13 protein-coding genes are annotated in these 12,747 nt (G+C 66.3%); 7 read left to right on the forward strand and 6 right to left on the reverse strand.

Going from position 1 to position 12,747, the window contains the following annotated elements; translation table 11 throughout:
- On the forward strand, positions 1–500 hold a 500-nt coding region (locus DM995_RS19345), incomplete at its 5' end, for a Rossmann-fold NAD(P)-binding domain-containing protein (protein WP_198669508.1).
- A gap of 8 nt (positions 501–508) precedes the next feature.
- Here DM995_RS19345 and DM995_RS19350 read toward each other — a convergent pair.
- Together DM995_RS19350 and DM995_RS19355 are read right to left on the reverse strand one after the other, a co-directional pair.
- A complete protein-coding gene (locus DM995_RS19350; protein ID WP_116970728.1) occupies positions 509–1,132 on the reverse strand; it encodes a Crp/Fnr family transcriptional regulator in 624 nt (207 codons plus the stop codon).
- Positions 1,133–1,242: 110 nt separating this feature from the next.
- On the reverse strand, positions 1,243–2,130 hold the full coding sequence (locus DM995_RS19355) for a LysR family transcriptional regulator (RefSeq protein ID WP_116970729.1): 888 nt from the start codon (positions 2,128–2,130) through the stop codon (positions 1,243–1,245).
- 100 nt (positions 2,131–2,230) lie between these two features.
- Between DM995_RS19355 and DM995_RS22570 the strand changes: the two genes are divergently transcribed.
- From DM995_RS22570 to DM995_RS19385, 6 genes are read left to right on the forward strand one after another with little or no spacing between them, the layout of a single operon-like run.
- A complete protein-coding gene (locus tag DM995_RS22570; protein ID WP_116970730.1) occupies positions 2,231–3,856 on the forward strand; it encodes an NADH-quinone oxidoreductase subunit L in 1,626 nt (541 codons plus the stop codon).
- A complete protein-coding gene (locus tag DM995_RS19365; protein WP_116970731.1) occupies positions 3,853–6,411 on the forward strand; it encodes a YbcC family protein in 2,559 nt (852 codons plus the stop codon). Before DM995_RS22570 ends, DM995_RS19365 begins: the two co-directional genes overlap by 4 nt.
- Positions 6,408–7,313: a sulfate adenylyltransferase subunit CysD gene (gene cysD / locus DM995_RS19370; RefSeq protein WP_116970737.1), complete on the forward strand. Its 906-nt coding sequence runs from the start codon at positions 6,408–6,410 to the stop codon at positions 7,311–7,313. The genes DM995_RS19365 and cysD overlap by 4 nt, the downstream gene beginning before the upstream one ends.
- A gap of 2 nt (positions 7,314–7,315) precedes the next feature.
- Positions 7,316–8,179, forward strand: a complete 864-nt coding sequence (locus tag DM995_RS19375; protein ID WP_116970732.1) for a DUF6671 family protein — start codon at positions 7,316–7,318, stop codon at positions 8,177–8,179.
- A gap of 24 nt (positions 8,180–8,203) precedes the next feature.
- Entirely contained in the window at positions 8,204–8,455 is a 252-nt protein-coding gene (locus DM995_RS19380) for a hypothetical protein (RefSeq protein WP_116970733.1), read from the forward strand.
- A 37-nt stretch (positions 8,456–8,492) separates the two neighbouring features.
- Positions 8,493–9,401 (forward strand): LysR family transcriptional regulator, encoded by a 909-nt coding sequence (locus DM995_RS19385; protein WP_116970738.1) that lies wholly within the window; start codon positions 8,493–8,495, stop codon positions 9,399–9,401.
- Between the two features lie 34 nt (positions 9,402–9,435).
- Here DM995_RS19385 and DM995_RS19390 read toward each other — a convergent pair whose 3' ends face one another.
- The 4 genes from DM995_RS19390 to trbF form a co-directional block, all read right to left on the reverse strand.
- Positions 9,436–9,660 carry a DUF2274 domain-containing protein gene (locus tag DM995_RS19390; protein ID WP_116970734.1) on the reverse strand — a complete coding sequence of 75 codons (225 nt, stop codon included), beginning with the start codon at positions 9,658–9,660 and terminating at the stop codon, positions 9,436–9,438.
- Positions 9,661–9,662: 2 nt separating this feature from the next.
- Positions 9,663–10,805: a TraB/TrbI/VirB10 family type IV secretion system protein gene (locus DM995_RS19395; RefSeq protein ID WP_116970739.1), complete on the reverse strand. Its 1,143-nt coding sequence runs from the start codon at positions 10,803–10,805 to the stop codon at positions 9,663–9,665.
- A 68-nt stretch (positions 10,806–10,873) separates the two neighbouring features.
- Positions 10,874–11,899: a P-type conjugative transfer protein TrbG gene (gene trbG / locus DM995_RS19400; protein ID WP_116970735.1), complete on the reverse strand. Its 1,026-nt coding sequence runs from the start codon at positions 11,897–11,899 to the stop codon at positions 10,874–10,876.
- Positions 11,896–12,579, reverse strand: a complete 684-nt coding sequence (gene trbF / locus DM995_RS19405) for a conjugal transfer protein TrbF (protein WP_116970736.1) — start codon at positions 12,577–12,579, stop codon at positions 11,896–11,898. The genes trbG and trbF overlap by 4 nt, the downstream gene beginning before the upstream one ends.
- Between the last annotated feature and the right edge of the window lie 168 nt (positions 12,580–12,747).

Raw genomic sequence — 12,747 nt, forward strand, 5'->3', positions numbered from 1 at the left:
GCGATGTGCGTACAGTGACTGGGCGTGCAGCCGACTTCCTCGGCCCCGGCGTGCGCCAATCGGCGTTTGGTGAGCGCGTGTGGCCGAACCTGTTAAAGGGCAAAGCGATTGGATGGTTCGGCAACGCCGACATGTTGCACAGCGTGACATATGTACCGGACTTCGCCCAAGCGCTGATCCGGCTCGGGCGGGAGGAGCGCGCCTGGGGCAGGGCATGGCACGTGCCGTCTCCACCGGCGCTAACGCCACGGGAGATCCTGACGCGGGCGGCGGAGATCGCTAACGCACCAGCGCCCAAGATCTGTCGGGTTCCCAGGTTCGTTCTCCGAACGATCGGCCTCTTCGCGCCTGCGGCGAGCGAGGTTATTGAAATGGCCTACTCCTATGAGGCGCCGTTCATCATCTCCGACAAGGCTTACACCGAAACGTTCGGCGTCCGCGCCACGGACTGGGACGACGCGCTCACGGCGACGCTGGAAAGCTGGCAGAACGCATCTTGACGCTCCGATCACCGCTTAACGGGTAGCTTTTTGACGAGCCGCCCGCGGATGCGCGACAGGCTTTCCGGCGTGATTCCGAGATAGCTCGCAATGAGATATTGTGGCACACGCCGTGCCACCTCCGGCCTGGCGTTGACAAACGTGCGGTAGCGCTCGTCAGGCGCAAGGGTGAGGAGACTGGTAGAGCGTCGCTGTGAGCCAACCAGTGCCGCCTCCACCATCAGCCGACCGAATCGCTCCATCGCATGGTCGGCGGCGTAGGCGGCGTAAAGTGCCCGGCGAGACAGACAGATCACCTCGGACGGTTCCAGCGCCTGCATCGACTGAGATGCGGGCGCTTGGGACAGGAAGCTCGATGCATCGGTGAAGACCTGGTCCTTGTCGAAAAACTGTCCGGTGCGCTCTTCACCGCTATCGCCGTCGAGAAAATAGTAGCGAACAAGCCCGGCTGACATGAAGTAGATGTGCTCAGCGATGTCCCCGACCCGGAGCAGATGGTCGCCTTTGGCAAGCACACGGAGTTCGCAGGCGTCCGCGATATCGTTCAGCGTCAGCTCGGACGGCGTCAAGGGTGCCACTGATCTGATGATCAGGTCGGAAAAGGCTGCAAATGCTGGATCCTTGGAACGCATCCAGCGACTATACGCGATGCGGTGAATGCTGAAGTTCGCTTTGTGTTCGGTCGACCGTCAGCCCTTGAGACGATGTGACAGGCCTCATGATGCGCATGTGAGCAACAAAGTCATTTATCCTTTACCGCCCGCGTGAGCAGCTCCCCGAGCAAGGGATTCGGAAAGCGGCGCTTCTGGGTGATCGCGTAGAATGTTTCGCTGAGGTTCGGGACCGGACAGACCTCCACGAGCAGGCCGGCGGCGAGTTCGTCGCGCACGACGATCGGCGGTACGAGAGCCAGACCGTCGCTGTCACGGGCGAGGAGCCGCAACATGGCCATGTCATCCACTTCGGCAAAAATGATCGGGCGCACGCCGGCGAGTTCGAGGATCCGATCGAACCCAACGCGAATTTCACTGTCGAGACTCGGTAACAAGATGGGCTGCGACCGCAGGTCGTCCGGGAAGCGGAACGCGGTCGGTTCGGCGCGCGGGCGCCTTACCAGTGCGACCGGCTGCTGAGCGAGCAAATGGCTGCGAAGGTCGGAGCGCGCGTCGTGCTGCGGAGCGCTGTTGGCGAGCACGACATCGATCATATGCGCCTCAAGCTGGGCGAGGAGATCGCGCATGGTGCCTGAGCGGATAATCAACTCGACGTCGGCCCGGCCCACGAGTGGGCTCAGGAACTCCAGCTGGAAGTTTCGGGATAGCGTCGTCAACGCGCCCACCCGGAACGCCTGCCGCCGATCCACCGGCCGCCCTTTCATCGTGCTCACCAGCTCGTCTCCGGCCTGAAAGACGGTGTCGGCATAGTCGAGGGCGATCCGACCGGCCTCGGTGAGGATGAGACGCTTGCCGGATCGGTCGAACAGCGGATGGCCCAGCTGCAGCTCGAGCTTGCCGAGCTGCACCGAGAGGGCCGATTGCGAGAGATTTAGCCGATCGGCGGCGCGGGTAAGGCTGCCCTCATGCGCGATGGCCCAGAAATAGCGCAAGTGGTGATAGTTGAGGGTTGCCATTGCATGATTTTACAGAAACGAACGAAGTGCCGCAATCTTTGTATTATTAAGAACCCGCATGTGGCGTTAATTGATAGGTCGCTTCTCGCTGGAGACGACCATGACGCCGAACCTGACCTGGTGCCTCGCTCTCGGACCATTCGCGCTCGCAGTCGCCGGATTGGCGACCGGAAGCGCCAAGTCGGGTCAGCGACAGGTCGGAGGGGGCGCCGCTTGGATCGCCGGCTTCGCCCTGGCGATGGCCGCAGCCGCGGGCCTCTGCGTCGCGGTCAACGGCCCCCTGGTGACAGGCACGGTGGGGTTCGCAGGTGTCGGCCTGGGATTCTACGTCGATACTCTGGCCGCGATCATGTTCGTGCTGGTCGCCTTCGTCGGCCTGATCGTCGTCCTGTATAGCCGCAACTATCTCGACGGCGACCGCGGGCAGGCCCGCTTCACCAAGTGGCTGTGTCTGACCCTCGCGGCGGTGCTGCTGCTGATCGTCTCGGGCAATCTGTTCCAGTTCGCGCTGGCGTGGATCGCGACCAGCCTCGGGCTCAACAAGCTGCTGCTGTTCTATCCCGAGCGGCAGGCGGCCGTGCTCGCCGCGCGCAAGAAATTCCTCGCCAGCCGGCTCGGCGATCTCTGCCTGATCGCGGCGATGGTGCTGCTCCATCAGGCTTTCGGCAGTCTCGACTATGCGGTCCTGTTCGCGGGGGCGGAGGCGATGCGCGTCGGCGGAGACATTCCCGCTGCCATCCATGCGGTCGCGGTACTGCTGGTGATCGCCGCGCTGCTCAAGTCGGCGCAGTTCCCGCTGCATGGCTGGCTCACCGAGGTGATGGAGACACCGACACCCGTGTCGGCGCTCCTCCACGCCGGCGTGATCAACGCCGGCGGCTTCCTCGTGCTGCGTTTCGCCGACGTCATTTCGCTCTCGTCGCCATCGATGGAGATCCTGGTCATCGTTGGCGGCGTTACCGCGCTGTTCGGATCGGTCGTCATGCTGACCCAGACCAGCGTCAAGGTTTCGCTGGCCTATTCGACCATCGCCCAGATGGGCTTCATGATGCTGCAATGCGGGCTCGGCGCGTTCGCCGCAGCGTTGCTGCACATCGTCGCTCACTCGCTCTACAAGGCCCACGCCTTCCTCTCGTCTGGCAGCGTCATCGACCTGGCGCGGGCGTCGTGGTCGCCGAGCCCCGGCGGTCAGCCGCACCCGGCCCGGATGGCGATGATCGTCGGCCTGGTCCTGGCCGCGGCTTTGGTCGTGGGGACGCTGTTCGGCGCGACGATCACCGCGCAACCCGGTGTGTTCGCCCTCGGCGCGGTGGTGATGCTGGGTCTCGCGCACCTCATAACCCAGGCCTTCGACGAGCGGCCAAGCCTCTATGTCGTCGGCCGGACGGCCGCGCTCGCACTGGTGGTGTCGCTCGCCTATTTCGGACTCCAATGGGCGGTGGAGCATGTGCTTGCCGGGTCCTTGCCCCCGGTGCAGGCGCTGCGCGGACCACTCGACCTCGTCATCGTCGCCCTGGTCGTCCTGGCGTTCGCGGCGGTGACCGTCTTCCAGAGCGTCTTGCCGGGCAAGGCGGACGCCCCGCGCTGGCAGGCGGCCTACGTCCACCTTGCCAACGGCCTCTACGTCAACACGCTCGCCAACCGGCTGGTGCTGCGGTTCTGGCCAAGCCCGCCGCCGCCGCCCGCGATCGTTCCTTCGACCCCTGTCAGCGGAGTTCCCTCATGAGCCATGCCGTCGCCGCCGCGATCGACCCGCCGAGGCGGGCGCAAGATGCGGAGCCAGTGGCCAACCCGCCACGCCCGGCGATCGACGCCGCCATCGACCGGGCGTGCAATAAGATCGCGCCGCTTTGGCCGCTCAAGCACTTCGTCGCGGTCAATCCGTTTCTCGGCTTCAGCGACCAGAGCTTTTCCTCGACGTGCGCGACGCTGCGCCGCGTCGCCGGCGTCGACATGCTGATGCCGCGTGCATTCTACCGAGAAGCGCTGGCGGCGGGACGGATCGAGGATCGCGACCTGAAGGCGGCGGTCGCCGCGACGTCCGGTCACGCAGCGCTGGCGAGCGACGACGCGGCGCTGCGCCGGTCGGCCGCAACAGACCCGGTGACGAAGAGGCCAAAAGCAGTGGTTGCGACCGTCGCCGAGGTTCTCGACAGCCTGTCGGCGGGCGACCGCCAAGCCTCGCGCACTGCCTTCATGATCGACGAGATCTCGAAGTGGTGCGCGGCCTATTTCGACGAGGGTCAAGCCGCGTGGAAGCTGCCGTCGCGGGCGCTGCCGCCTTACGCCGCCTGGCGCGCGGCTATGCAGTTCGACCGCAACCCCGAGACGATGGGAATCAAGGGCTTCCGCAAGGCCGTCGCCGCCATGCCGGACGACCCGCGCGAAGCGATCGCCGCAGTCGTGGGCGCGCTCGGCATCCCCGAGCGCGCGGTCGAGGATTACCTGCACCGCGCGCTGATCGATGTCGGCGGCTGGGCCGCCTATGCGCGATACCGCGTCTGGGACAACTCGCTCTACGGGCGCGATGACGACACGCTGGTGCAGCTGTTGGCGATCCGGGTGGTGTGGGGCTATGCGCTGTTCCTCGAACGCGCCGACCCGGATTTTAGGGCGGCATGGTCGAAGGCGATGGCAGAGGCCACCGCGCTGCCGGAGGACGAGCGCCTTGGCGACGATCCGGAGCTGGTCGTCGATCTGATGCTGCACGAAGCCTATGAGGCCGGGTATCAGCGCCAGTTACTGGCGCGGCTCGGGCAGCACCTCGCATCCCCCGTGCCCTCAAAGGCTGTGCGCAAGGCGTTCCAGGCGGCGTTCTGCATCGACGTGCGCTCCGAGGTCTATCGGCGCGCGCTCGAGACGGTCTGCCCCGACGCCGAGACGATCGGCTTCGCCGGCTTCTTCGGCTTCCCAATCGAATATGTGCCGATCGGCCGCGACACCGGCGGCGCGCAATGCCCGGTGCTGCTCAAACCCGCCTTCGTCGTCTGCGAGGCGGTCGCCGGTGCTTCCGAGCCCGAGGAGGCGGAGATCCTCAACCGGCGCCTGCTGCGCCGCCGCGCGGCGAAGGCGTGGAAGGCGTTCAAGCTCTCGGCGGTGTCTTCCTTCACCTATGTCGAGACGGCGGGGTTGCTGTTCGCCGGCAAGCTCGTCGGCGACAGCGCGCGCCTGACCCGGACGGTCAGCGACCCCAATACCGATGGCCTCGACGAGAGCGTCATCGATCGGGTGGGCCCGCGTCTAGATCCCCGCGCGGTGGCTGGCCGGCTCACCGGCTTCGACGACGCGCAGCGTGTCGCCATGGCCGAGGCCGTCCTGCGCGCGATGTCGATGACGCAAGACTTCGCGCGCCTGGTCCTGCTCACCGGGCACGGCAGCACGACCGTCAACAATCCCCATGCCTCGGGGCTCGATTGCGGCGCGTGCGGCGGCCACACCGGCGAGGCGAACGCACGGGTCGCCGCCGCCATCCTCAACGATCCGGGCGTGCGCAGAGGTCTCGCCGGCAAGGGAATCGATATCCCCGAGGACACCTGGTTCCTGGGCTGCCTGCACGATACGACCACCGACGAGGTCCACATCTTCGACGCGGACGATCTCCCCGCGTCCCACGCCGCCGATCTCGCCGCTCTGCGCAGGGCGCTGGCGAAGGCTTCGTCGCTGGCGCGCGCCGAACGCGCGCTGGGGCTCGGAATCGACAAGACCAGGGACGTTGATCGTGCGGTGAAGGCGCGTAGCCGCGACTGGGCGCAGGTCCGTCCCGAATGGGGGCTCGCGGGCAACGCCGCCTTCATCGCCGCGCCGCGGTCACGGACGCGCGGGCTCGATCTCGGCGGCCGCGCCTTCCTGCACGACTATGACTGGCGCAAGGACGACGGGTTCGGCGTGCTCGAACTGATCATGACCGCGCCGATGGTCGTCGCGAGCTGGATCAACCTGCAATATTACGGCTCGACCGTGAACAACCGCGCCTTCGGCAGCGGCAACAAGGTGCTGCACAACGTCGTCGGGCAGCTGGGGGTGCTGGAGGGCAACTCCGGTGACCTCAAGGTGGGATTGCCCTGGCAGTCGGTCCACGACGGCGAGCGCTTCGTGCATGAACCGCTGCGGCTCAACGTCTTCATCGCAGCCCCCGAAGACGCGCTGAATGGCGTCATCGAGAAGCACGCGGGCGTTCGTCATCTCGTCGACAACGGCTGGGTTCACCTCTTCCGGCTGGCCGATGAAGGCCGGGTGATCCGCCGCTACGTCGGTGGGCTTCAATGGGAAGCCGCCGCATGACCGCACGGCTGTCCCACCTCGCGCGACTGGAATCGGAGGCGATCCACATCCTGCGCGAAGCCGTCGCCGAAGCGCGCAAGCCGGTGATGCTGTTCTCGGCCGGCAAGGACTCGACCGTGCTCGCTTACCTCGCCTTGCGCGCCTTCTTCCCGGGAAGGCCTCCGTTCCCGCTGCTCCACATCGACTCGACCTGGGAGTTCCAGTCGCTGCTCGACTTCCGCGACGGCTTCGCGCGAGAGCATCGCTTCGAGTTGATCGTCCACGCCAATGAGGCGGCGCGCGCCGCCGGTCTCAACCCGTTCGATCATGGCGATCGCTATACGTTGGAGATGCGCACCGAGCCGCTCAAGGCCGCGCTGGACCAGGGCGGCTATGACTTCGTCTTCGGCGGGGCGCGCCGCGACGAAGAGAAGTCGCGGGCCAAAGAGCGGGTGTTTTCCGTTCGGAGCGCCGGCCATGTCTGGGATCCGCGCCAACAGCGGCCCGAACTCTGGAACCTATACAACACCCGGCTCGGCAAGGATCAGTCGGCGCGGGTGTTCCCGCTCTCGAACTGGACCGAAACCGACGTCTGGACCTACGCGCTGACACACGACATCGCGCTGGCGCCGCTCTATTTCGCCGCGCCCCGGCCGGTTGTCGAGAGGGGCGGCGGGCTGATCGTCGTCGATGATGAGCCCCGCATGCGACTGCGGGCCGGCGAAACCGTCCAAACCAAGACCGTGCGTTTTCGGACGCTCGGCTGCTGGCCGGTGACGGCGGCGGTCGAATCCGACGCGGCCGACCTCCGCTCAGTCGTTCAGGAGACGTTGGCTGCCACGGGATCGGAACGTCAGGGCCGGATCAGTGACGGCGAGGACGGCGGCTCGCTCGAACAGAAGAAGCGGGAGGGGTATTTCTAGTCATGCCGGCCGCTCCGCGCCCCTACGACGATGAACTGGCGATGCTCGCGACGATGCACGCCAAGGAGCGGGTGATCGCGCCGCTGCTGGAACGATCGCTCGGCGTGCGCGTCAGGGTAAGCAGCGGCATCGATACTGACCGGTTTGGGACCTTCAGCCGGGACGTCGAGCGGACCGGCTCGCAGCTCGATGCCGCGCGGGCCAAGATCGCGGCGGCGTTCGCGGAAGCGCCCGACGCTCAGTTCGCGTTGGCCAGCGAAGGCAGTTTCGGCCCTCATCCTTACATCCCGTTCGCGCCGCTCGCCCGCGAGATCGTCGTCCTGGCCGATCGCGCGCGCGGGATTGAGCTCATCGGTCGTCATGCGAGCCTGACCACCAACTTCAGTCACGCGGTTGTTTCAGACTTGCCCAGCGCGCGCGCATTTTGCGAGCGGGCCCAGTTCCCCGGTCATGGCGTGATCGTCATCGGCTGCATCGACGGTGAGCCGGCGCCTGGCCGCGCGCTCATCAAGGACATCGCCAGCGCGGCGGACCTCGACAACGCTGTGACTCAGACGATCGCGATGTGCGGCGCGGCCTTCGTCGAGACCGACATGCGAGCCCATCGCAACCCGACCCGCATGCGCGCCATCAAAGCCGCCACCCTCGATCTGGTCCGCCGGTTCCGCAGCAAGTGTCCCGTGTGCGCGGCGCCCGGATTCGCGGTAACCGAGCGGCTTTCCGGTCTGCCCTGTTCGTGGTGCGGCGGGCCAACTCTGGCGATCAAGGCGGACGTGCTTTCGTGCGAGGGCTGTGGTCATCGGATCGAGCGCCCCGTCGCAGCGACGACGGCGGACCCAGGTCAATGCGGCGATTGCAACCCCTGAGGTCAGTCGAGAGAGGAGGTCCACATGGCAGAAGTCGGAAAGCCCCGCGACGGCCCAGCAGACACCGACTCGATGATCGAATGGGTCCTGTCGCACCCTGGTATGAGCAAGTGGCTAAAGGACGCGCTGCGTAGCGCACTTGATCGGAACCCCTTTGATGTCCTCAACGACCTCGAAATATTGAAACACCTGTCGACAGCACGATGCCGATCAGCGCTGAGCTCCTATTACGCGGAACCCGACAGCGGCGCCGTCGAGTCCGTCGACAAGGATTGAGCCTGCGCCTCGAGAGATGACAGGAGGCGTTGAAAGGATGGAGCTTCGGCATCTTCGCTACATGGTTGCAGCCGCCGAGCGGGGGAGCTTCCGGCGCGCCGCTAAAGCAATGGGAGTCCACGAGTCCGCTATTAGCCGCCGCGTGCGCGACCTTGAGGATGAGATCGGCGCAGCACTGTTTGTCCGCCATCACGGGGGCGTTCAACTCACCCATGCAGGCAACCAGTTTCTCGTCCGGGCACGCAAGGCCCTGCGGCATATTGGTCATGCAGCGATGGATGCCGGCTCGCACGGGCGTGGAGAGGCTGGAGCTGTCCGGATCGGCATATTCTCTTCTCTTGCTTCCGGATTCCTCGCTGATCTGCTGCGCAGCTTCATTGCGGCACATCCGGCCATCCGACCCGACCTTGTCGAGGGCGGACCGTCTACGCACATCAACGCGATACAGCGGCTTGAACTTGACGTTGCGTTTCTCACTGGCGAACCGAGCGCGGAGGGCTGTGATGTGGCACAGCTTTGGACGGAACGCGTTTATGTGGCAGTCCCCCTGGGTGACGAGTTGTCGAAGATGGCGGTTATTTCGTGGGCGGCCCTATACGAGCGACACTTCATCATCAGCGATACCGACCCCGGGCCCGAAATCCACGACTATCTCATCAAGCACCTCGCTGACCTCGGTCGTCACCCGAGCATTGAGAGCCATCGCGTTGGGCGAGATAATCTGATGCACCTCGTGGCCCTTGGGCGAGGTCTGACTTTGACAAGCGAAGCGACCATAGCGACGCGCTTCCCCGGTGTTGTTTACCGGCCGCTCTCGGACGATCTCCTCACGTTCTGTGCCGTATGGTCTCCGCGAAACGACAATCCGGCCTTGAGACGATTGCTCAGCCTCGCCAAGTCGCTGTCAGCGCCCCAAGGGCTCGCAAGGTCACGCGTCGATTCCTAAGTCTTGAATCAATTACAATGTCGTCGAATGCGGTTCAGCTACCTGTTGTCCGACGCGCTTTTGCGAACGCTCGATCGGTCGCCATGAACCGCTCGATCATCGGTGAAATCAGCTTGATCGGATCACCGACAGGCCGACCCGTCTCGCGCGCGAGCACCTCGGCGTAGGCGATCAGGTTCCGATGGACGGTCGCCGGCAGTTCGACCGACGCCTTAACCGGCTTGTCGTCGTCGAGGGCGCCAAGTTTCAGCTTCGCCATGGTCAACCTCCATAGGGCTCGAGAACAAGGTCGCGCGTTACGATGACCCGTACGGGGAATCCCGGTCGGATCGTAAGCGTCGGCGCGACGTTGAGCTGACGGCGGACGATCTGCTGGCCGGCGTCATTGATGGTGTCCTGTCCGCCGTTGCGGATCGCCTGGATCAGGCGGTTCTCATCGTTGGTCGCGAGCTCGGCGCCGACGCTTAGCAACGTGGAGAGGCCAGCCGCCTTGGCGAGATCCCACCAATGATAATCGACGCCGTCCTGAAGACCGGCGTAGCCTTCCGCATCAGCACCGGGCTGACGCTCGAGCACAATTGACCGGCCGTTCGGGAAGATCAGCCGGTTCCAGACCAGCAGCACGCGGCTTTGACCGAACTGAACGTTGTTGTCGTATTGGCCGATGATGCGCGTGCCTTGTGGCACGAGCAGGGTACGTCCGGTTGGGCTGTCATAGATGTTTTCGGTCACCTGGGCTGCAATTTGGCCCGGAAGGTCGGAACGGATGCCGGTAATGAGCGCGGCGGAGATGACCGCGCCCGCCTGCAGGATGTTCGGCGACGCCGGCGCGGCGACGCGGTCGGGGGCGACCGTGCGCCGATCGGCGGCGGCATTGAGGAAGGCGAGCTGCCGATCCTGCGCTGTGGGTGTGGCGGGTTGCGGCGCCAGCCCGAGGCCTGTGAGATCGGGCGCCGGTGGGGGCGCGACAGAGGCAACGCCGGCTGCCGGCGATGACAGCGGACGGCCCTCCGTCCCGGCAAAGAGCTTGGCAGTGCGCGCGGTCTCGATCTCCTGGAGACGTCGTTGCTCCTCGGCGCTGAGGCCGGGGTTCGGCGTGGCGATGCCGGGCACCGGCACCGGTTGGCCGCGGTTCTGCGCGTCGAGGATTGGGCGACCGAGATCGCCTGGGAGCGGTGGTCCGAGCTGCGGAACCCGGCTGTAGTCGCGCGGGAGGCTCGCCAAGCCGTCCGCGGTCGAGCGGTTGTCGGTGGAATAGAGCTCCTCGGAGGCCTTGCCGCCGTCGCGGGTTTGAAGCGCGTAGATCAGGGCGCCGCCGAGGCCGACGCTCGCGACCAGCCCGATCCCGGCGAGCACCTTGCGTGACAGCCGCGTGACCCTTGGTGCTTCGGCGCGCAGCCGCATGGTCGAGGCAGCCTCCGGGGCGGCCCCCGTCAGCGGCGCCGTCTCGTCTTTCGGGGACTGCGGCTCGCTCACGATGTGGGCCTCCCGTCGGTGCGGGTAACGCGAACCCGCCTCTGGCGATCGCCGGCGCCCAACCGCAGCTCGGCGGCCGCGAACAGGCGATCGACGATCATGTAGTTGCCGCGAACGCGGTAGTTCACGAGCTCGGACGTGTTGCCCTCAGGGCCGACCACGAACAACGGCGGCATCTCGCCCTGGGCGATGCCCCGGGGGAACTCGATGAACACCTGCCGCCCATCGTCATAGGCGCGCAGCGGCCGCCAAGGCGCGCGGTCGCCCTCGATGGCGTAGCGGAAGTTGATGTTGGCGAGGTCGACGCCGGTAGCGACCGGCCGCGCCGCCTCGGCCTGCGCGTTCTGGCGGCGAAGCGCGATCAGCTGATCCTGCGGATACTGCCAGGAGACCGACGCCATATAGGTCCGCTCGGTGGAGCGCAGCTCCATATGGTAGGTGCGCAGGTTGGTGTTGATGACCAGGTTCGTCATCAGGTCCGCACGGGTCGGCTTCACCAGGATATGGACTTGGGTGGTCGCGCCGGAGCCGCTCTGGGTGTCGCCGATGATCCAGCGCACCGTGTCGCCGGCGGCCACCGGCCCCGAGCCGACGAGCTGTTCGCCGGGCTGGAGCGCAATGTCGGTGATCTGCCCGACGGCGGTATAGACTTGATAGAGCGCGCCCTGCGTCCACGGATAGACCTGCATGGCGTTGATGAAGCCGTCGCGAACCGGCTGCACCCGCGCGGCGGCATTGGCCTGGTTGACCCGCGCGGCAGGATCGGTCGGCTCGGGCGTCCGGCGACGTTCCTCTACCGGCTTCATCTGGCCGGGCAACGGCAGCGGGCGTGGCAGCTCCACGACCTGGACCGGCGCAGGCGGATCAACCGTCTGCACTGCGGGCGCGGCGTCGTCATACGAAATCTCGGGCGGCTTTTGCGTGGTGGCGCAGCCGGCGAGCGTGGTTGCTGAGAGCAGCAAAGCCGCGATTGTGGACGTGCGGAAAGCCGGGTTTCCGGCTCTACGGAAAGACGGCTTCATTGTCCAAGCTCCCGTGACCAGTTGATGGCGTTGACGTAGATGCCGAGCGGGTTCGCGCGCAGCCGGTCGGCATTGCTCGGGACCTGCACGACGATGGTGAGGATGGCGGTCCAGCGGCTCGTCTCGGCGAGCTGGCCGTTCTCGTAGCGGCGCTCGGTCCAGGCGACGCGGAACGAGTCCGGCGACGCCCGGATCACGCTCGAGACGTCGATCGCGACCTGGATCCGCCCGACCTTGGTGAAGGGGTCGTTCGAGCGTGCATAGTCGTTGAGCGCCGCGGCGCCGCGATCGGTGGTGAAATCGTAGGCGCGCAGCCAATTCTGGCGGACGATGATCGGGTCGGCGGGGATCGAGCGGACCTGCTCGATGAAGCGCGCGAGATGGAAGGCGATCTGGGGATCGGTGGGACGATAGTCCGCGACCGCGGGCGCGATCGCCTGCGCCTGGCCGAGCCGGTCGACCTGCACCACCCAGGGCACGACCGTGCCGCGCGCCGATTGCCAGACGAGCGCGGCCGCGAACCCGGCAGACAGGATCAGCGAGCCGAAGGCCATCAGCCGCCAGTTCCTGGCCTGGACGCGGGCGCCGCCGATCCGGTCATCCCAAACCTGGGCGGCGCGTTGGTAGGGCGTCTCGGGCTCGGGGGTCTTGCCGTAGTGTGTGGAAGGTCTTTTGAACATCAGCGGTCGCTTTCGGAGAGGTTGATGGAGGAGCCGCCGCCATGGCTGTCGCCGCTGCGCACCGCGTGCGCGGCGGCCGTCACGCCGTGGCTGAGGGCTTGGGAGCGTTTCATGCGGCGGGCCCAGGCGGGCGGCGCGGCCCCGGGCCCCCACGCGGCCGCGGGCCGC

It is taken from the genome of Blastomonas sp. UPD001, from assembly GCF_003426715.1.
Lineage (GTDB): Bacteria > Pseudomonadota > Alphaproteobacteria > Sphingomonadales > Sphingomonadaceae > Blastomonas.

Bases quoted from the DNA above. Each gene is read 5' to 3' on its own strand.
- DM995_RS19350 (WP_116970728.1), bottom strand. From the start codon at position 1,132: ATGCGTTCCAAGGATCCAGCATTTGCAGCCTTTTCCGACCTGATCATC.
- DM995_RS19355 (WP_116970729.1), bottom strand. From the start codon at position 2,130: ATGGCAACCCTCAACTATCACCACTTGCGCTATTTCTGGGCCATCGCG.
- DM995_RS22570 (WP_116970730.1), top strand. From the start codon at position 2,231: ATGACGCCGAACCTGACCTGGTGCCTCGCTCTCGGACCATTCGCGCTC.
- DM995_RS19365 (WP_116970731.1), top strand. From the start codon at position 3,853: ATGAGCCATGCCGTCGCCGCCGCGATCGACCCGCCGAGGCGGGCGCAA.
- cysD (WP_116970737.1), top strand. From the start codon at position 6,408: ATGACCGCACGGCTGTCCCACCTCGCGCGACTGGAATCGGAGGCGATC.
- DM995_RS19375 (WP_116970732.1), top strand. From the start codon at position 7,316: ATGCCGGCCGCTCCGCGCCCCTACGACGATGAACTGGCGATGCTCGCG.
- DM995_RS19380 (WP_116970733.1), top strand. From the start codon at position 8,204: ATGGCAGAAGTCGGAAAGCCCCGCGACGGCCCAGCAGACACCGACTCG.
- DM995_RS19385 (WP_116970738.1), top strand. From the start codon at position 8,493: ATGGAGCTTCGGCATCTTCGCTACATGGTTGCAGCCGCCGAGCGGGGG.
- DM995_RS19390 (WP_116970734.1), bottom strand. From the start codon at position 9,660: ATGGCGAAGCTGAAACTTGGCGCCCTCGACGACGACAAGCCGGTTAAG.
- DM995_RS19395 (WP_116970739.1), bottom strand. From the start codon at position 10,805: ATGCGGCTGCGCGCCGAAGCACCAAGGGTCACGCGGCTGTCACGCAAG.
- trbG (WP_116970735.1), bottom strand. From the start codon at position 11,899: ATGAAGCCGTCTTTCCGTAGAGCCGGAAACCCGGCTTTCCGCACGTCC.
- trbF (WP_116970736.1), bottom strand. From the start codon at position 12,579: ATGTTCAAAAGACCTTCCACACACTACGGCAAGACCCCCGAGCCCGAG.